General features: G+C 73.5%; 15 protein-coding genes and 1 pseudogene. 8 read left to right on the top strand and 8 right to left on the bottom strand.

What is annotated here, in order from left to right:
• Window positions 1–7: 7 nt before the first annotated feature.
• Both ACFXPK_RS16345 and ACFXPK_RS16340 read right to left on the bottom strand, forming a co-directional pair.
• On the bottom strand, window positions 8–1,027 hold the full coding sequence (locus ACFXPK_RS16345; RefSeq protein WP_385075805.1) for an ABC transporter substrate-binding protein: 1,020 nt from the start codon (window positions 1,025–1,027) through the stop codon (window positions 8–10).
• Window positions 1,028–1,133: 106 nt separating this feature from the next.
• Window positions 1,134–2,903, bottom strand: coding sequence for a hypothetical protein (locus ACFXPK_RS16340; protein ID WP_385075802.1), 1,770 nt, complete (start codon window positions 2,901–2,903; stop codon window positions 1,134–1,136).
• A gap of 251 nt (window positions 2,904–3,154) precedes the next feature.
• Between ACFXPK_RS16340 and ACFXPK_RS16335 the strand changes: the two genes are divergently transcribed.
• Entirely contained in the window at window positions 3,155–6,370 is a 3,216-nt protein-coding gene (locus ACFXPK_RS16335; RefSeq protein WP_385075880.1) for an alpha-L-rhamnosidase, read from the top strand.
• A gap of 60 nt (window positions 6,371–6,430) precedes the next feature.
• Here ACFXPK_RS16335 and ACFXPK_RS16330 read toward each other — a convergent pair whose 3' ends face one another.
• A complete protein-coding gene (locus ACFXPK_RS16330; protein ID WP_385000189.1) occupies window positions 6,431–6,898 on the bottom strand; it encodes a hypothetical protein in 468 nt (155 codons plus the stop codon).
• A 229-nt stretch (window positions 6,899–7,127) separates the two neighbouring features.
• Between ACFXPK_RS16330 and ACFXPK_RS16325 the strand changes: the two genes are divergently transcribed.
• The gene (locus ACFXPK_RS16325; RefSeq protein WP_385075799.1) at window positions 7,128–8,501 is read left to right on the top strand and encodes an LCP family protein; all 1,374 of its coding nucleotides are present in this window, start codon (window positions 7,128–7,130) and stop codon (window positions 8,499–8,501) included.
• Between the two features lie 15 nt (window positions 8,502–8,516).
• On the opposite strand, the gene ACFXPK_RS16320 is transcribed toward ACFXPK_RS16325, so the two are convergent.
• From ACFXPK_RS16320 to ACFXPK_RS16300, 5 genes are all read right to left on the bottom strand, one after another.
• Window positions 8,517–9,608, bottom strand: a complete 1,092-nt coding sequence (locus ACFXPK_RS16320) for a serine hydrolase domain-containing protein (RefSeq protein WP_385075796.1) — start codon at window positions 9,606–9,608, stop codon at window positions 8,517–8,519.
• The gene (locus tag ACFXPK_RS16315; protein ID WP_385075795.1) at window positions 9,605–10,528 is read right to left on the bottom strand and encodes a DUF6895 family protein; all 924 of its coding nucleotides are present in this window, start codon (window positions 10,526–10,528) and stop codon (window positions 9,605–9,607) included. The genes ACFXPK_RS16320 and ACFXPK_RS16315 overlap by 4 nt, the downstream gene beginning before the upstream one ends.
• A gap of 67 nt (window positions 10,529–10,595) precedes the next feature.
• Window positions 10,596–11,360 (bottom strand): hypothetical protein, encoded by a 765-nt coding sequence (locus ACFXPK_RS16310; RefSeq protein WP_385075793.1) that lies wholly within the window; start codon window positions 11,358–11,360, stop codon window positions 10,596–10,598.
• Window positions 11,357–11,539 (bottom strand): hypothetical protein, encoded by a 183-nt coding sequence (locus tag ACFXPK_RS16305; protein WP_385075791.1) that lies wholly within the window; start codon window positions 11,537–11,539, stop codon window positions 11,357–11,359. The genes ACFXPK_RS16310 and ACFXPK_RS16305 overlap by 4 nt, the downstream gene beginning before the upstream one ends.
• Before the next feature lie 121 nt (window positions 11,540–11,660).
• Window positions 11,661–13,559, bottom strand: a complete 1,899-nt coding sequence (locus ACFXPK_RS16300) for an APC family permease (RefSeq protein ID WP_385075878.1) — start codon at window positions 13,557–13,559, stop codon at window positions 11,661–11,663.
• 624 nt (window positions 13,560–14,183) lie between these two features.
• Between ACFXPK_RS16300 and ACFXPK_RS16295 the strand changes: the two genes are divergently transcribed.
• The 6 genes and pseudogenes from ACFXPK_RS16295 to ACFXPK_RS16270 all read left to right on the top strand — a co-directional run.
• Window positions 14,184–15,035, top strand: a complete 852-nt coding sequence (locus ACFXPK_RS16295) for an ABC transporter substrate-binding protein (protein ID WP_385005543.1) — start codon at window positions 14,184–14,186, stop codon at window positions 15,033–15,035.
• Window positions 15,032–15,751, top strand: a complete 720-nt coding sequence (locus ACFXPK_RS16290) for an amino acid ABC transporter permease (RefSeq protein WP_385005541.1) — start codon at window positions 15,032–15,034, stop codon at window positions 15,749–15,751. The genes ACFXPK_RS16295 and ACFXPK_RS16290 overlap by 4 nt, the downstream gene beginning before the upstream one ends.
• A gap of 89 nt (window positions 15,752–15,840) precedes the next feature.
• The gene (locus tag ACFXPK_RS16285) at window positions 15,841–16,614 is read left to right on the top strand and encodes an amino acid ABC transporter ATP-binding protein (protein ID WP_385005539.1); all 774 of its coding nucleotides are present in this window, start codon (window positions 15,841–15,843) and stop codon (window positions 16,612–16,614) included.
• 4 nt (window positions 16,615–16,618) lie between these two features.
• Entirely contained in the window at window positions 16,619–17,401 is a 783-nt protein-coding gene (locus ACFXPK_RS16280) for a GntR family transcriptional regulator (protein ID WP_385005537.1), read from the top strand.
• A gap of 11 nt (window positions 17,402–17,412) precedes the next feature.
• Entirely contained in the window at window positions 17,413–18,639 is a 1,227-nt protein-coding gene (locus tag ACFXPK_RS16275) for a pyridoxal phosphate-dependent aminotransferase (RefSeq protein ID WP_385075787.1), read from the top strand.
• Window positions 18,636–19,313: pseudogene (locus ACFXPK_RS16270) on the top strand (hypothetical protein); the annotation flags it as partial. The gene ACFXPK_RS16275 and the pseudogene ACFXPK_RS16270, both read left to right, overlap by 4 nt.

Here is a 19,313-nt window from a genome sequence, read left to right as displayed (position 1 = left end):
GCCCGTCTCACCTCCCCGGTGTGAAGAGCAGATCGGCGGCGTCCATGTCCCGGGTGAGCAGCCCCTGTTCGCGCATCATGGCGATGAGCCGGGTCAGTTCGGCGGCGCTCGACACCGGCGGGTACTCCGGCAGCCCGATGGCGGCGGCCTCGGCCGGTTCGATCTTCGTATAGCCGGGGAGCACCTGCTCCACGGCGTCGCGGTCCCGGTCCGCGATGGTCTGGGCCGCCGCGATCGCCCGCTGGAAGGCGGCGGCGGTCCTCGGATACGTGTCGACGAACCGCTGCGTGGTGACATAGCCGCTGAGCGGCAGTCCGTCGGCCGGCTCCGCGGCGCCGTCGATGACCGTACGGGCGTTCAGATCGCGCTTGATGGCCGAGGCGAAGGGCTCCGCCGCGTGTACGGCGTCCACCTGCCCCCGCTCCAGCAAGGCGCCCATCTGCTGGAACGGCACCTGGATATAGGCGGGGAGCCCCGAGCCGCTCTCGCGCAGCACGCTGTTCAGGGTGAGCGACTGGATGTTGTTGAGGATGTTCACCCCGACGCGTTTGCCCCGCAGATCCTCCGGTGTCGTGATGTCCGAGCCGGGCAGCACCAGGACGCCCATCATCCGCGGCGCGTTCCTGGCCCCCTCGGCGAGCACCCGGGTGGCGAGCGTGCCCCTCTCCCGTGCCTGGAGGAACGTCACGAAGTTGGCGCCGCCGATGATGTCGACCTGACCGTTGGCGAGCGCGGGCAGCGCCTGCACGCTCTGCTGGACCGGCCGGACGCGGACGGTCAGCCCCTGTTCCGCGAAGAGGCCCCGGTCGATGGCGATGTGGAGCGCCGCCACATCGGCCAGCGGCAGCCCGGCGACGGTGAGCGTTCTCTTCTCCGGTCCGCCCGGGGAGCCCGAGGCGACGGCCGGTCCGCCGGCGGAGCCCCGGGAACCGTCCCCGCCACCGCCTCTGCAGCCGGCGAGGAGGAGCGGGAGGATCAGTGCGACGATGACCAACTCGACGCGAAAGATGCGCAGTCGGGGTCCCATGTCGTTTCACGATAGAGGCTGGGTACCGACCGCACCATAGGGCCTGCGGCCGGTCCGGACGGGCGCGGGGCGCCGGGTCCGGGCCGGCCTTTCACGACCCCGCCTCCTAGAAGCCGGTTCCGAGACCTTCCACGACGTACGCGCACTCCGTGTAGATGTAGCCGGGCTGGAGCTTCGCCGTGTCGGCGCCGGAGGAGGTGGCCGTACTGCTGCCGGACTTGTGCAGGAAGTAGGTCGTCCCGGCGGGCAGGCTGATCGTCTTCTGCGGATAGTTCTTGTTGCCCTTGCAGGCGGTGACCGAGGCGCCGATCGCGGTCGGGTACCGCGAGCAGCTTCCGCAGCCCTTGAGGGTGACGCTGCCGGTGACCGGGCCCGTGTACAGGACCTCGACCTCGTCGGGGCTGTCGTTCTTGATCGTCACCGAGATGGAGCCGCCCGAGGCCGTCGTGGGCAGCCGCTTGCCCGCGGCGGGCTCGTCCGCGGCGATCTCCGCGGCGATCGCGATCTTCTCCGCGCGCGCCCGGTTCCTGTCGTTCCTGTACGCGGTCAGGAAGTCGTTCATGGTGGTCCGTGCGGTGTCGAACTCGCCGTCCCGGTACTGCTGGACGCCGCACTCGTACGTACCCGACCGGATGTGCGTGTCCGCCCGTCCGCTGTCCTCGCCGAGCGCGTCGGCCACCCCCGCGGCCTGTCCGGGCAGCGCCGCCGCCTGCGCCTTGAGCGTGCGCAGCTCGTCGGTGGCCGCGCAGGAGCCGGCGCCCCCGATGCCCTTGGCGGTCTTCCCGATCAGGGCGCGGAGGGCCGGCTCGACCTTCGCCGCCGCCCCGGACTCCGGGAAGACGGTGAGGAGTTCGGCGAGGTTGCCGCCGTCCTGCGCGACCCTGACGTCCTTGCCGAGGCGCTCCGCGCCGCACTCGTACAGCGAGGTGGCGAGCCGCTCGTCGGGCCAGGTGGCCAGCGCGCCGAGCCGCTTCCTGTCCACCGTGCCCGGGACCGTGCGCAGATACTTCAGCGGCTCTATCGCGCCGCAGTAGTCCTTCTCCCCGTACGGGGCGCCGACCGTCTCGTAGTACGCCGTGAGCCGGCTCGGGACGCGCTGCGCGGCCCGGGAGTCCGGATGGTCCGCCTGGAGGTCGCGGTAGGTGGCGAGCGCCTCGACGAGAGCGGGCCGGGACGTGAGGAACGGCTCGATCCGCGCGCCCTCGACCAGTTGGTCGGCCTCGCCGAGCCGGTCCAGCAGCATCTTCTGCGTGGCCTCCTCGCGCGCCCGGTCGTAGAGCACCACACCGCCGAGGGGCGCGGCGAGCAGCGCCAGTCCGAGCACCAGGGCGACGGCCGCGCGCGGCGGCCAGGAGAGCGGGGTGCGCAGCCCGAGGGCGGCGCCGTGCACCGCCGCGAGCGCCAGGAAGAGCAGATACCCGGTGAGCGCCCCGCCGGAGACTCCGTCCGGGTCCGCGGGCAGGGCGACGAACAGCAGGAGACCGGTCGCCGCCCAGCAGAGGACCATCGCCGGCAGGCGGCGCGTCAGCGCGTAACCCAGCCCGAGACCGCTCAGGTTGAGCAGGGCCACCGCCACGGCGCGCAGCGGGTCGGCCGGACCCTGCGGTACGGCGGGCGGCACGGACGGCGGCGGAGGCACCGGGAAGCCGTCGGCCCCGCCGTATCCGCCGGCCTCGCCGTATCCGCCCGGCCTGCCGAACCCTCCGGCGCCGCCGAACTCTCCGGACCCGCCGGACCCGCCCGCACCGCCGGGCTCCTCGGGCTTGCCGAACTCCACGGGCCCCGTGGCCCCGCCGCTTCCGCCGCTTCCGCCGAACCCGCCGCTCCCGCCGGCTCTGCCGGATTCTCCGCTTCCGCGCTGCTCGTCCCAAGACATCGCGACTCCCCCCAGTCGTCGAACTCACCCCGTGCGGAACCGCATTGTAGTGCCCTCCCGGCGATGTCTGCCCCGCAGTGGACCCCCGCACGCACGGCCATGACCTGCGGCTAAACCTCATGCGACATCCGGAACCACGGTTGTCGCCCGCTTGCCCCTCCGCCCCGCGACTCTTGACAGGCCACACACGCCTCCCTACTTTCACGGGGCAGGTGAAACGATTCATTGCCGAGTCGTATCGGAGCCGCATGGTGATCAGCAGAAGACGACTGCTCGGAACCACCGCAACTGTCCTGGGCACCACCCTGGCCGCGGGGCCCCTCCCCGCCGCCCGCGCCGCCCCCACCGCCCCGGCCGGGGGGAGCGCGGCGAAGGCGGCGCTGCGCGTCACCGCGCCGACCGTCGAATACGTAAGCCGGCCGCTGGGCCTCGACACCCCTCACCCCAGGCTGAGCTGGCCCTTCGTCTCCGCGCGCCCCGGTGGGCGGCAGACCGCCTACCAGGTACGGGTCGCCACCTCGCCGGACCGCCTGACCCGGCCCGATGTCTGGGACAGCGGCAAGGTGGTCTCGGCGCAGTCCGTCCTGGTGCCGTACGCGGGCCCGGCGCTCGCCTCCCGTACCCGCTACCACTGGACCGTGCGCGTCTGGGACGCCGACGGCGCCCCCTCCGAGTGGACCGCCCCCTCCTGGTGGGAGACCGGACTGACCGCCCCCGCCGACTGGTCGGCCCGCTGGATCGGCGCCCCCGCCGCGCTGGTCTCCGCGCCCTCGCTGAGCGGCGCCTCCTGGATCTGGTTCCCCGAGGGCGCCCCCGGCGGCGACGTCCCCGCCGCCACACGCTGGTTCCGTACCCGGATCGACGTCCCGGAGGGCGTCACCCGCGCCCGTCTCGTCCTGACCGCCGACGACGGCTTCACCGCGCTGGTGGACGGTGTCCAGGTCGCGCACACCGACGCCGACGGGCCCGCGGAGAACTGGCGCCGCCCCCTCGTCGCCGAGGTGACGGACGCGCTGCGCCCCGGCGCCCATGTGATCGCCGTGTCCGCCGTCAACGCGACGGTGAGCCCCGCCGGACTGCTCGGCGTGCTGGAGCTGACCACCGCCGACGGGGTCCGCGTCCTGCCCACCGACGCCACCTGGCGCACCACCGACCGACAGCCCGCCGATGACTGGACCTCCACCGGCTACGACGACACCGCCTGGCCCGCCGCCCGGGTCCTCGCCCCGTGGGGAGCCGGACCCTGGGGGCGGATCAGCGTCTCGTACGCCCCCGCCGCTCAACTGCGCCACGAGTTCCGCCTCCGGCGCGGGACGGTCGCGCGGGCCCGGCTCTACGCCACGGCCCTCGGCCTGTACGAGGCCCACCTCAACGGCGCACGTGTCGGCGAGGACCGGCTCGCGCCCGGCTGGACCGACTACGGCAAGCGGGTCCAGTACCGGACGTACGACGTCACCGCCCTGCTCAGACCCGGCGCCAACGCGCTCGGCGTGACCGTCGCGGCCGGCTGGTACGCGGGGAACATCGCCTGGTTCGGCCCGCACAACTACGGCGAACGCCCTGCCCTGCTCACCCAGTTGGAGGTCACCTACACCGACGGCAGCACCGAACGGGTGGTCTCGGACACCGACTGGCGCGCCGCCACCGGCCCGGTCACCTCCGCCGATCTGGTGATGGGCGAGGAGTACGACGCCCGGCTGGAGACCGACGGCTGGACGCGCCCCGGCTTCGACGCGACGGGGTGGCTGCCCGTCGACACCGCCGAAGGGGCGCCGGCCGCGGTGGTCGCCCAGATCGACGCCCCCTCACGGGTGGTGACCCAACTCCACGCGAAGACGGTCACCGAACCCCGGCCCGGCGTCTTCGTCCACGACCTCGGCCAGAACATGGTCGGCACGGTCCGGCTGACCGTCTCCGGCGCCGCGGGCACCACCGTACGGCTGCGCCACGCCGAGGTCCTGAACCCCGACGGCACCCTCTACACCGCGAATCTGCGCACCGCGCGCGCCACCGACACGTACATCCTCAAGGGCGGCGGCCCGGAGACGTACGAGCCCCGCTTCACCTTCCACGGCTTCCGCTACGTCGAGGTGACGGGCGTACGCGGCAGACCGTCGCGCGACGCGGTCGTGGGACAGGTCATCCACACCGCCGCGCCCTTCACCATGGACTTCGCCACGAACGTCCCGCTCCTCGACCGACTGCACCGCAACATCACCTGGGGACAGCGCGGCAACTTCCTCTCCGTACCCACCGACACCCCCGCCCGCGACGAACGGCTCGGCTGGACCGGCGACATCAACGTCTTCGCCCCCACCGCCGCCTACACCATGGAGTCGGCGCGCTTCCTCACCAAGTGGCTGGGCGACCTGCGCGACGGCCAGCAGAGCGACGGCGCGTTCCCCGATGTCGCGCCGGTCGTCGGCGAGGAGATCATCGGCAAGGGGGTGGCGGGCTGGGGGGACGCCGGGGTCACCGTGCCCTGGGCGCTCTACCAGGCGTACGGGGACACCCGCGTCCTGGAGGAGTCCTGGGACGCGATGCTCGCCTGGCTCGACTACCTGAAGCGGCACAGCAGCGGACTCCTCCGCCCCGACGAGGGGTTCGGGGACTGGCTCAACATCGAGGACGAGACGCCCAAGGACGTCATCGGCACCGCCTACTTCGCCCACAGCGCCGACCTCGTCGCACGGACCGCCGAGGTCCTGGGCGAGGACCCGGCTCCGTACACCACCCTGTTCGGGGCGGTCCGCGACGCCTTCCGCGCCGCGTACGTCTCCCCGGACGGGCGGGTCAAGGGCGACACCCAGACCGCGTACGTCCTCGCCCTCTCCATGGACCTGCTGGCCGACGCCGACCGCGCCCCCGCCGCCGACCGGCTGGTCCGGCTCATCGAGGACAGGGGAGGGCATCTGTCGACGGGCTTCCTCGGCACCCCGCGGCTGCTGCCCGTCCTCACCGACACCGGACACATCGACGTCGCCTACCGGCTGCTGCTCCAGCGGACCTTCCCGAGCTGGGGGTACCAGATCGACCGGGGCGCCACCACCATGTGGGAGCGCTGGGACTCCATCCGGCCCGACGGCACCTTCCAGGACGCCGGGATGAACTCCTTCAACCACTACGCGTACGGCTCGGTGGGGGAGTGGATGTACGCGCACATCGCCGGTATCGCCCCGGGCGCCCCCGGCTTCAAGAAGATCATCGTCCGGCCGCGCCCCGGCGGCGGGGTGACGGAGGCGGGCGGGCGCTTCGACTCCCTCCACGGACCGGTCATCACCCGCTGGAAGGTGACCGGCGGCGGCTTCCGGCTCACGCTCACCGTGCCCGCCAACACCACGGCGGAGGTCTGGATCCCCACCACGGACCCGGCGCGCGTCCGCCACGGGGAGACCCGCTTCCTGCGGACCGCCGAGGGGTGCGCCGTGTACGCGGCGGAACCGGGCACCCACCGGTTCACGGGCTGAGGCGTGCGGAGCCCGGCCCTTCCCGCCGCGGGAGGGCCGGCCTCACCCCCGTACGGTCCGTCAGCCGAGGCGGTCGCGCCGCGCGTGGGCGCCGCCCCGCGGATAGGTGCACAGCAGAAAGATCGTGGCGAGGACGGCGACGGCCTGCGCGACGACCGTCAGCCGTTTCTGCCCGTACCAGACGGGCTCGTACATGTTGGGGACAGGACCCAGCGTCCCCACGTCGACATAGCGGTAGACCAGCAGCAGCGCCAGGCCGCCCGCCGCGACCAGCCAGGCGAAGGCGTCGCCCGGGATGCGGCGCCAGACCAGCACCAGCAGCGCCGCGAGCGCCGCCAGAGCGGCCTCGGCACGGAACAGGTCGCCCTGCCCGATCCCGGCGGAGACGGCGTCGTACCGGTCGGCGAGATGCGCGTGCAGATACGCGTCCACCGCGAGACCGGCCGCGGCCAGCACTCTGGCGACGGTGCGCAGCGGCCCCAGGGTCCTCCGGCGGCCCGGCGGCGCGGTGAACTGGTTCGCGGACATCGTTCCTCCCGGGCTCGGCGGCACCACCCCCACTACACGGCACGCCGGACCACCGGGCCACCGGGGCGGAGCCGTCCGGCGTACCGGCCTCCGTACGTCCCGCTCCGCCGAGGTACGTACGCGATGGCCGTGCCCAGGGGGCCCGCTCCGCTGTTGACCTGACGGCGGGTCCGCGTGGTGACGCGCCGGCGCGGTGACACCGCGGTGGAGCAGTGAGGAGTCTGACGCAGTGAATCCGAGTGACACGAGCCTGTGGAACCTGCCGGCCCCGCGCCCACGCCGCCGGATCGGCCGCTGGTTCGCGCTGGCGGCGGCGCTCGTCGTACTGGGCGCGGCCACCACCGGAGGCTGGATCTACACCCGGCTCAGCGGCAACATCCACGGCGCGGGGGTGACCGGGGCGCTCGGCGACAACCGGCCGCGCGCCGCCCAGGGCGGTGAGAACATCCTGGTCATCGGCTCGGACAGCCGGGCGGGTTCCGGTGACGCCTACGGCAGCGGACTGACCTCGATGCAGTCCGACACGCTGATGCTGCTGCATCTCGGCGGCAGCGGCCGGTGGGCCACGGTGGTCTCCTTCCCCCGCGACTCGTGGGTGCGGATCCCCGCCTGCGACCGGGGCGACGGCGTCATCTCGGCCGTCCACCACTTCAAGATCAACGAGGCGTTCGCGATCGGCGGCTCCGCCGGGGACACGGCCAGGGCCGCCGCCTGCACCATCAGAACGGTCGAACAGAACACCCGGGTACGGGTCGACCACTTCATGATCGTGGACTTCCGGGGGTTCACCGGCATGGTCGACGCCCTCGGCGGCGTCGAGGTCTGCCCCGCGGAGCCGATCCACGACACGAAGGCGGGACTGGATCTCGAAGCGGGCTGCCAGACGGTCAGGAACGAGCAGGCGCTCGGCTATGTACGGGCCCGCTACAGCCTCGGTGACGGTACGGACCTCGGCCGGATCGGCCGCCAGCAGGAGTTCATGCGGGCGCTCGTCACCAAGGCGAAGGCCGCGCTGCACCGCCCCGCGGCGCTCTACCGGTTCCTGGACTCGGCCACCGGGGCGCTCACCACCGACCCCCAACTGGCCGGTCTCGCCCCGCTCCAGGCACTGGCCTCCGGTCTCCGGGGCCTGCCCACCGACCGGATCGCGTTCCTGACGGTGCCCAACTATCCCCGGCAGCGCGATGTGCCGGGCGACACGGCCAATGTCCTGTGGCACCCGGCCGCCGCCCGTACCCTCTTCACGGCGCTCACCCAGGACCGGGAGCTGACCCGCGCCACGCTCGCGGCGGCGACGCCCCCGCTGCCCCCGGCGGCGGGCACCGTGGCGGTGACCGTCCTCAACGGCACCGGCGTCCCCGGCAGGGCCCGCGCGACCGCCGAGCGGCTGCGGGCGCTCGGCTTCCTTGTCGCCGCCACCGGCAACGCGCCCGCTCCGGCGGGACGTTCCTCCCTCACCTACCCGGAAGGGCTCGCGGAGCAGGCGCGGACCCTGGCCGACCGGCTCCCCGGGATGGAACCGGTCCCCGCCGGGGCGGCCGGGGCGGACCGGGGGACGGTGACGCTCACGGTGGGCCCGGACCTGCCCGAGCCCGTCGGCTGAACGCGACGCCCCCGGTCAGCCCTGCCGGTGGAGGGTGACCAGGGTGGTGTACGCGCGCTGGAGGAACGCCTGGTCGAGCGCCGGGGTGGAGTTCGCCAGCGCGACCACGGCGGTGCGGCGCTCCGGGACGAAGCCCGCGAAGGCGGTGAAGCCCCGGGTGGCGCCGGAGTGGTGGTACGCCGCCCCGTCCGGCCGGACGCGGATGTTCCAGACGAGCCCGAGCCGGCGGGTACCGCCGCGCAGGGCGAGCCGGGGCCGTACCGCCTCCGCGAGCGCGGCGCCGAGCGGCCCGTCCGCCGCGCCGCCCGCCGGACCCCGCGCCAGGGCGTCGAGGAGGTCCAGCAGTTCGGGCGCGCTGGAGCGCAGCGCGCCCGCGCCCGGCAGTCCGGGGATCAGCCAGGACGGGCGCGGCCTGCCGTGCCAGTACCCGGTGGCCTGCGGAAGACCGGGATCGCACCCGGTGCGGCGCAGACCGAGCGGGGCGAGGACGCGCTCGGCGAGGAGCTCCCCGTACCCCGGGCCGCCCGGGGCCGCCCGGGTGAGGAGATGGCCGAGCAGCCCCACACCGAAGTTGGAGTACCGCACCCGCTCGCCGGGGCGGGCGTGCGGCCGGGTCCGGGCGAGGGAGTCCAGCAGGTCGTCGGTGGTGAACGCGGCGTACGGGTTGGAGAACCACCGCGGCGCCGCCCCGGCGAGCAGACCGGGCGGCAGCCGGGGCAGCCCCGCGGTGTGCGTGGCGAGATGGAGCAGGGTGATGGGGCCGCCGCGCTGCCGGGGCAGCGCCCCGGGCGGCAGGAAACGGGTGAGCGGATCGCCGTACGCGACCTCTCCCCTGGCGGCCTGTTCGGCGAGGAGCAGCGCCGTGAAGCACTTGGTGAGCGACCCGATCTCGAACCGGGTGTCCGCGGTGACCGGTTCGTCGCCGCCGGACACGGTGGTGCCGTACGGGACGACGGCCCGCTCCTCGCCCCGGCGCAGCGCGACCACCACCGCGCAGGCGCCGGAGGCCGCCGAGGCCAGCGCGTCGGCGGGGGCGCGCGCCCACACCGGCGGTTCGCCCTCGCCCCCGCCGTCCGCCGCCCGGACGGCCGGCGCGGGTGCGCTCACCGCTCGCCGCCGAGGGCGCGCGCGACCGTGAGGGTGCCGACGACGGCCGCCACCACGGTGGTGTGGTGGTGGGTGGCGAACCGTTCGGCCGCATCGCCCTCGACGGGCGCGCCGTCCCGGGGCAGCAGTCCGTCCTCCCGCTGGACGGCGGCGAGCCGCGCCCAGTCGGCCGGGTCGATGTGCGGCTCGGGCAGACAACTGCCCACGATCATCAGCTCGGCCACCAGGTCCCATTCGCCGATCTCGGCCCAGATGTCGATCCAGACCGGCAGCCAGCGGCCGAGGTAGCCCGCCAGATCGGCGGGGAGGTCCCCGGGCAGACGCCCCCAGTCGGTGATGTGGAAGACGGTGTGCGTCATGTTGTACGCGGTCATCCAGTCGATGAGCCAGGGCTCGGGGAGCGCGCCCAGCCAGGTCTCCCGGGTCAGCCGCGCCCAGTCGGCGGCGCGCCCGCCCCCGTCGAAGCCGCTGATACGGGCCGCGTTGGCGACGGCCAGGCGCCGGTTGGGCACCATCTCCATGGCGCGCGCCGAGCGCAGCGAGGTGGTGTGGCCGAGCAGCCGGTCCAGCTCCTCGTGGCGGTAGCCGCTGCGCGCGAAGTGCGCGTACGTCTCCAGCGGATCGCTCATCAGCGGGTAGCGCAGCAGCCGCTCGTGGAGCATGTCCCCGCCGCCGAGCTGCTTCCAGGTGAAGTCCAGCAGCTCGCGGGCGAGCCGTAGCTCCGTACTGCCGGCCACCGCCTCCCGCAGGACGAGCGAGGCGGCGAGCGCGGTCTCGCCCAGCGGCTTGTAGACGGTGTTCGGTTCGGCGAGTTCGGCGGTGGTGTCGGGCGGGAGCGCGCCGTGCTCGCGGTGGGTGTGGAGCCAGCCCAGGGCCCGCAGGCTGACGTGGTGGGCGGTCTGTGTGACGGACATGGCCATCGGGTCTCGGTCCGATCGGGGCGGTTCTGCGGGGTGCGGGGGCGGGCGGCGGCCGGGGCCGCCGGGGTCATACGGTGAGCAGCCTGCGGGCGATCGCGGTGTCCAGCGCGAGCCGGTCGCCGCCCGCCAGCAGGGAGATGTGCTCCACGAGCGGCACCGGGTCGAGCGGTGTCCGTACCCCGTCGCTGTGCAGCCAGGCGAGCCAGCGCACGATCCGCGCGGCGGTCGGGTAGTCCCGGCGCAGTACGGCGCGGGTCGCCCCGCGCGCCAGTCCGAGCGGGGAGCTGCGGGCCGCGTCGTGCACCGGGCCGTCCAGTCCTGGCAGGGCCAGGGTGGAGAGCTGTCCCATCGTCACGGACCAGGCGGCCCAGCCGTCGCCGTCCGCCGCCGCCGGTCCCGTGGGCGGGGGAGGCGCGGGCCGAACGGCGGCGGGCCGGCCGTCGGTTCCCCGGCTCCGGCTCCCGCCGCTCTCCCCGGACAGCGCGGCCAGCAGGGTGACGGTGCCCCAGTCGCGCCAGGCCATCAGCCAGGGGTTCGCGGGTCCCGCGGGCGGTGGCGGGGTGACGTCCCGCGCGGGCGGCAGGGCGGTGAAGGCCAGCGCGACCGCCTCCACGTCCCGGGGGTGCACGGGGGCGCCGGCGAGCAGGGCGGGGGCGAGGGAGTCCGCGCCGAGGATCCTGACGGCGGCCAGCGCGGCGCCGGGATCCGGTGCGCTCTCGACGTGTTCGGCGACCATGGCGGTGCCCCCGGCGCCCCGAAGGGCACCGAGGGCACGTCGTGCCAGGCCGGCCGCCGATTCTTGATAGGAGGTCTGCGACCGGTCGGGGCTCATCGGCCCTTCGGCTCCTTGGGCTCCTTCGGGGACAGAAGGGCCAGCAGCAGCAGAACGCCGCCCGCTTCCGGCGCGTACACCGGGGCGTCGCTGAAGGGTGCCTCGGGTTCGGCCATCGCCATACCCAACGCGTCGGTGTCCAGAGTGATTTCGGTCGGCCTCATGGTCTGAGAAAGCATGGTGGGCTCCTCATGTAGATGCCATCGCCCTTTCTGGGCTATGCCGAAGCCAACTTTAGGCATAGATCGACAAATCAACCAGTTGGGACAAAAGTTTGATACTTCATTCCGTATGTCCGTTCTAAGTCGATCGACCGTCAGGGACATGGAAGGGGACCGTGGTCACGACGATTTTCGGTAGCGGCCGGAGCGCGCGCCGCAGCCGCCCCGCCAGCCGGCTGTGCAGGATCCGGTGCCACCAATGGCGTACGACGATCTCCGGGATGATGACGGTGATGGTCAGGTCCGGCCGCTGACGGTGCAACGACTCCACATAGCTGATCAGGGGGGTGACGATGGCTCGGTACGGGGAGACGATGATCCGCAGCGGCAGATGGTCGCCCCACAGCAGCCAGTCCGCGCGGAACCGCTCGGCGTCCTCGTCGCTCGGACTGACGTGCAGCGCGAGGACGGGCTGCTGGAGCGAGGCGGCGTAGGCGAGCGCGCGCATGCTCGCCCGGTGCAGCGAGTCCAGCGCCACGACGGAGAGATGACGGACCTCCTCGGGCGACTCCTCCGGCTCCGCGTCCGCGCTCTCCGTCTCCCCGGCCCCGGCGCCCCCGGCCGCCGCGCCTCCCGCGGTCCCCGCCCGTCGGCCCGGCCGGGGCTCCCCGCCCGCCAGGGGCGCGATCGTACGGCTCGGGATCTCGATCCGCTGCGGCCGCAGCCGCAGCGCCTCGGTCACCCGTGCGTAGTGGCGGTGGATCCGCGTCGTCACCAGCAGGAACAGCCCGACGGCGAGGATCGCGAGCCACGCGCCCTCGGTGAACTTGGTGATGCCCGCCGTGATGAAGACCAGCGCCGACAGCACCGCGCCGGTGGCGTTGAAGCCGAGGCTCTTGCGCCAGTGCCGCTCCCGTCCGCGCCACCAGTGCACCACCATGCCGCTCTGCGACAGGGTGAACGCGAGGAACACCCCCACCGCGTACAGCGGGATCAGCGTCGCCGTGTCGCCGTCGAACGCCACATAGACGAGCGCCGCCGCCACGGAGAGCAGGATGATGCCGTTGCTGAACGCCAGCCGGTCGCCCAGCCGCAGGAAGATACGTGGCGCGTGACCGTCCCGCGCCAGCAGGAAGAGCACCCGGGGGAAGTCGTTGTACGCGGTGTTCGCCGCCAGCAGCAGCACCAGCGCCGTGGCCGCCTGGGTGAAGACGTACATCCCGCCGGAGCCGAAACTGTGGTGGGCGAGCTGGGAGAGCACCGTCTCGTTCGAACGGGGGACCACCCCCTCCAGATGGGTCATCGCGATCGTGCCGGCGAACAGCGCGATCAGCAGGCCGATCATCCAGGACAGCGTCGTCCGCGCGTTGCGCCAGGGCACGGGCTTGAACGCGGGGACGGCGTTGGAGATCGCCTCGATCCCGGTCATCGCCGTCGACCCCGACGCGAACGCCCGCATCACCAGCAGCAGCCCCACCCCCTCCACCGCGTGCAGCGGCGGATGCGGGACGGGCTCGAAACCGCGCCCCGCCGCGTCGTACAGACCGAACGCCACCAGCGCGAAGATGGCGACGATGAAGGCGTACGTGGGCGCCGCGAAGAGTGCGCCCGCCTGCCGCACCCCCCGCAGGTTCCCCGCCAGCAGTACGGCGATGACCAGCACCCCGATCGGCACCACGTCCCCGGAGAGACCGGGGATCGCCGAGGTGACCGCGGCCATCCCCGACGACACCGAGACCGCCACGGTGAGGATGTAGTCCGTCATCAGCCCGGCCGCCGCCACCAGCCCGGGGATCCGGCCCAGATTGTCCGTCGCGACGATGTACGAGCCGCCGCCGTGCGGATACGCGCGGATGGTCTGACGGTACGACAGCCCCACGGCCAGCATCAGGAAGACGATCGCCAGCGCCACCGGCACCGAGTAGGCCAGCCCCGCCGTACCGCCCAGGACCAGCACCGCGAGCAGCGCCTCGGGTCCGTACGCCACCGACGACAGCGCGTCCGCCGAGAGCACCGGCAGCGCCACCACCTTGCGCATCCGCTCCCGCACGATCGCCGTCGAGCGCAGCGGCGCGCCCAGCACCGCCCGGCGCAGCCGGGCCCCGGGACCGCCGGCCGGGGCCGGGGCCTTGGGCTCCCCGCCCGCCGCCGCTCCCGGCGGTCCGCCGACCGTGGTGACATGGACGAACCTGCCGAAGCGCGGCGGCACGATCTGCTCGGGCTCGGGGTAGCTGCCGAGGTCCGGGTCGACGGGCAGCGCGCCCCGCCAGGCCGCCGGGGCGGCGGACGCCCGCCCCCACTCCTGCCCGATCAGGCGCAGTGTGTCGTCGTCTCCCCGGGATGCTTGAGTATCCGTCACGCCGTCGAGTCTCTTCGCAGGACCGCGCCCACCGCCCCGGCTGACGCCCACGACACACACGCCCGCACGGCGACAACCCGTACGGCCGAACCGACCGGATCCGATCACACCGGGTGACCGGATGAGCGCGGTGTGACCGGAAACCTTGGTTTAACGGAAGCGCAACCGCCCGGAACCAGAGCGCCGCGACAGTGACTGGCAACTGTTTACAGACCTTCCTGAACAGGGAGAACGCCAGTAGGGAGCAGTCCGGTGAGAGTTGGAACCACGCGAACAACCGCGGTGTGCGCGGCTGTTGTCCTGATGGCCGGCCTGTCCGCCTGTGGCGGATCGGGGTCGGCGGCGCCCGCCGGACCTGCCGAGGTCGCACCACCGAAGAACCTCGCCACGTCCGGCACCCTCACCTACGGCACGGCGGCCACCTTCCCGCCCTTCGAGTCCAAGGCGCCCGGCGGCGACCTTCAGGGCTTCGACATCGACATGGTCGCCGCCCTGTCGAAGTCCATGGGTCTGAAGCCCAAGGCCCTGGACATCGACTTCGACGGCCTCATCCCGGCGCTGGCCGGCCGGCGCACCGACATCATCAACTCGGCCATGTACATCACGCCCGAGCGGGAGAAGCAGGTCGACTTCGTCCCCTACCTGGTCATCGGGGAGACCCTGCTCACCCCGTCGGGCAACCCGAAGAAGATCTCCCGGGTGCCCGAGGACCTGTCGGGGCGGACCGTCGCCGTCACCCGGGGCGCGATCGGCGAGACGTACATGAACGAGTTCAACGAGGAGCTGAAGAAGCAGGGCCGCGCCCAGATGAAGATCATGTCCCTGCCCAACAACCAGGACGCGATGCTCGCCGTGCGCAGCGGCCGGGCCGACGCCTTCGACACCTCCACCCCGGGCGCCGCCGCCGCCCTCGCCGAGACCAAGGGCACCTTCACCCTCGCGGCGACCTTCAAGAACGAGACCAGGATCGGCATAGCCGTACGCAAGGGGGACACCGCGACCGCCACCGCCGTCACCAAGGCACTGGACCGCTTCGTCCGAAGCGGTGGCTACGCCGACCTGCTGACCCGGTACGAACTGCCCGAGTCCTCCGCCTACCTCACCGCCTCCGCCACCGCGTCCCCCGCCACCTCGGCCCCGGCCGGTGGATCGTGACGGGATTCCTGGACAAGGCGTTCTCCGCCGACTTCCTCACCGCCTCCCTGCTCACCTTCGGCCTGACCGTCCTGTCGATGGCGCTGGGCATCGCGGGAGGGGTGCTGCTCGCCCTGGCCAAGGGGGCCGGGTTCGCCCCGCTGCGCTGGTTCGCGGACGCCTACATCTGGTTCTTCCGCGGCACACCCGTCCTGCTCCAGCTCATCTTCGTCTTCAACGTGCTCCCGCTGTGGGGGCTGAGCCTGTCGCCGTTCACCTGCGCCGTGATCGCGCTCAGCCTCAACGAGGTCGCCTACATGGCGGAGATCGTACGAGGCGGACTCCTCGGCGTGGACAAGGGCCAGCGCACCGCCGCCCACATGCTCGGGCTCTCCGAGACGGGCATCCTGCGCTGGGTGGTCCTCCCGCAGGCGACCCGGCTGATCCTGCCGCCCACCGGCAACCAGTTCATCGGGATGCTCAAGACCTCGGCGCTCGCCTCCGTCGTCAGCGTCCAGGACCTGATGCTCACCGCCCAGCGGCAGGCCGCCGCCGACTTCGACTACGTCGGCTCCCTCGGCGCCGCCGCCGTCCACTACCTCGTCCTGACAACCGTGCTCACCCTCGCCCTGCGGCAGGTGGAGCGGCGCCTCGACATCGGCCGGCGCGCCTCGGCCCGCCGCGCCGGGACCCCCGTCGCCGATACCGCGGCGGCCCTCGACCCGGCGGCCCGATGACCGCCCCGCGGCGGGCGACCGCCGCCGTCACGACCGGCCTCACCGCCGCAACCCCCACCGCCGCAACCCCCACCGGAAAGGGCACCGCCATGAGCACCACCGCACCGGGCGCCGCCGTGACCAGGGGACGGACCGTCCTCGTGGCGGAGAACCTGGGCCGCAGCTACCACGGCAACGCCGTGGTCAGCGGGGTGGACCTGACCATCCCGGCCGGCCAGACCGTCGCCGTCCTCGGCCCCTCGGGGGCCGGCAAGTCCACCATGCTGCGCTGTCTGGCCGGGCTCGAACCCCTGGAGACCGGCAGCGTGGGCTTCCAGGGCGAACTGCTCTCCAAGGCGGGCTCCGCACCGCGCTCGGTCGGCGGCCGGATCGGCATGGTCTTCCAGCAGTTCAACCTCTTCCCCCATCTCACCGCCACCGAGAACGTCGCCCTCGCCCCCGTCCGGGTCCGGGGCGTGCCCCGGCAGCGGGCCAGGGAGGAGGCCCACACCCTGCTGGAGCGGGTCGGGCTCGCCGAGCGCCGCGACCACTACCCGTACGAACTCTCCGGCGGCCAGCAGCAGCGCGTCGCCATCGCCCGCGCCCTGGCGATGAGCCCGGAGCTGATGCTCTTCGACGAGCCGACCTCGGCGCTCGACCCCGAGTTCACCCGTGAAGTGCTCGCCGTCATGCGGGACCTGGCCGACAGCGGCATGACCATCGTCGTCGTCACCCACGAGATGGGCTTCGCCCGGCAGAGCGCCGACCGCGTCGTCTTCATGGCCGACGGCCGCATCGTCGAGGACGGACCCGCCGCGACGGTCTTCGACACGCCCCGGCAGGAACGGACCCGCGCCTTCTTCGAGCAGATCCCCGGAGAGTAGGACCATGACCACCCCACCCCCTCCGGGACGCCTCCACTCCACCCGCCCGAACGCCCCCTGGAGCCTGCGCAAACAGGACTGGGCCTACCAGCAACTGCGCGAACGCATCCTCACCGGCGCCCTCGCCCCCGGCCAGCAGCTCAGCCAGGAAGCCCTCGCCGGTGAACTCGGCATCAGCCGCGGCCCCTTGCGCGACGCGCTGTCCCGACTGGCCGCCGAACACCTGGTGGTGGACCGCCCGCACCAGAAGTCCGTCGTCGCGGAGGTCTCCGTCGCGGACGCCCGGGACATCTACAACGGGCGCGCCGCGCTGGAGAGCGTCCTCGCGGCGGCGGCCGCCCAGACCGACCGGTCCGCCCTGGCCGCCGACTTCGGCCTGCTCCTGGAGCGCCAGCGCATCGCCGTCTCCCTCGGCGACACCGCGCAGGTGCGCCTGCTCGACCGGCAGTTCCACGACGCCCTCTACACGCTGGCGGCCATGCCGGCCACCCTGGCCGCGCTCGACCAGCTCCGCGCGAAGAGCGACCGCTACGTCGCGCTCTACCTGGCGGACGCCCACCGCGCGCAGACCTCCGTGGACGAACACACCGCCATCCTCGACGCCTTCCTCGCCGGCGACGCCGAGCGGACCGCCGCGCTCACCCGCTCCCATGTCCTGGGCGGGCTCGGCGTCCTGACCGGATCCATCGACCAGCAGCCCGCCACCCTCTCGGACCGGAGCGGGCCCGTGCCCCCGCCCGCACCGGCTCCCCCCTCGACCCCCGCCCCGACCCCCGCCCGACAGTGAGGAACCAGATCGTGAACCACCTGCCCGACGCCATCGCACGGCTCTCCCTGCCCGAACACACCGCACGGCTCGGGATGTCCGTACGCGACGCCGAACGCCAGCTGGAGGACGCGCCGGGGCCGGACGTCCTCCTCGACGCCACCTACGCCGACACCCACCGCTTCCCCGCACCCGAGTGGGCGCTGCCCACCTTCACCGCGGCGGCGGGCGGCGACGGCATGACGTACACCCCCTACCGCGGCGACCGCGCCGTACGCGAGGCCGTCGCCCACAACGTCTCCACCGGACTCGGCATCCCCGCCTCGGGACCCGCCGACGTGATCCTCACCCCCGGCACCCAGGGCGCCCTGTTCACCGCGCTCGCCGCGATCCTCTCGCCCGGCGACCTGGTCCTCCTCCCCGACCCCGACTACCTCTCCACCGAACGGATGCTGCGCTACTTCGGCGCCCGCGTCCGCCGTATTCCGATGATCTGGCCGGACGAGTCCACCGGCGGCGCAAGGACCCGCCCCACCCTGGACCTCCAGGCGCTGGAGGACGCCGCCGCCGAGGGACCGCGCCTGATGGTCTTCTCGCACCCCAACAACCCGACCGGCGCCATCTACGGCGAGGAGACGATCGAGGCGATCGCCGACGCCGCCCGCCGCCACGACTTCACCGTCATCGCCGACGAGCTGTACTGCCGGCTGGTCTACGAGGGCGAGCGCTTCCACCACCTCGCCGCCTTCGACGGCATGGCCGAACGCACGGTCACCCTGCTCGGACCCTCCAAGACCGAATCCCTCTCCGGCTACCGGCTCGGCGTCGCGGTCGCGCCCACCGCGCTGGTCGACGCGATGGAGGACGTACAGTCCTGCACCGCGCTGCGCGCCCCCGCCTACGCACAGCATCTGCTGGCGCGCTGGATAGCGGAGGACGGCGACTTCCTCGACCGGCGGCTCGTGGAGTACCAGGCGCTGCGCGACACCACCGTCAAGAAGATCAACGCCTCCTCCGTGCTGCGGGTCAACGCGAGCTACGGCACGGCGTACCTCTTCCCCGAGGTCCTGACCGGGGCGGGCGACCAGGCCGTGGCGCTCGCGCTGAAGGAGCACGCGGGGATCGTCGTCAACCCCGGCTACCAGTTCGGTCTCGCGGGCACCGGCCGGATGCGGCTCTGCTTCGCCCAGGAGGAGACCGTGTGGGACGCGGCGCTCGACCGCCTCATCGAGGTCGTGGGCTCACTGGACCCCGCGTGACCACCGCCCCCGCGGAGGTGACCGGCGCCGCGTACGGCGTGGTCGGGCTGCCCCTTCGGCTGAAGCTCCGTCACCACTCCGTCGACACCGCCGAGCTGACGGAGGTCTTCCTCCGCGTACGGCTCGCGGACGGTGCCACCGGCTGGGCCGAGACCCGGGGCAACGGCGCGTACGCCACCCACCACACGGCCGCCTCCATCACCGCCGCGCTGGCCGGGCTGCCCCCGGCCGGCGACCCGGCGTGGGCCGATCCCGGGGCGCTCGCCACCGGCCTGGCCGCCCACTGCCCGCCGGCCGCCGCGCTGCTGGACATCGCCCGGCGCGACGCGGCGGCCCGCTCCCGGGGCCTCCCCCTGTGGGCGACGCTGACGCCCCCGGGCGGACCGGAAGGAACGGGGGAGGGGGCCGTCGTCACGGAAACGGCCCCCGCCCCCGGGCGCCCCGCCCGGCCGCCGCTGCCGACCCATGCCCCGATCGGGTTCGGCACACCGGAGGAGGCCGCCGCGCTGGCGACCGCCGCCGCGGAGGCCGGCTTCGGCCGGGTCAAGATCCGCGGGGGGGGCGCCCCGCACCCCCACCCCGCCCCCGGGGGGGCCGGCCACCGCCCCCCGCACCCCGCGCACGCGCGCCCGCCGGGGGGGACGGCGCCCGCCCCGCACGCGCGCGCGGGCGGG

It is taken from the genome of Streptomyces sp. NPDC059142 (genome assembly GCF_042755665.1).
Lineage (GTDB): Bacteria > Actinomycetota > Actinomycetes > Streptomycetales > Streptomycetaceae > Streptomyces.
This window is presented reverse-complemented; position numbering and strand designations above follow the sequence as displayed.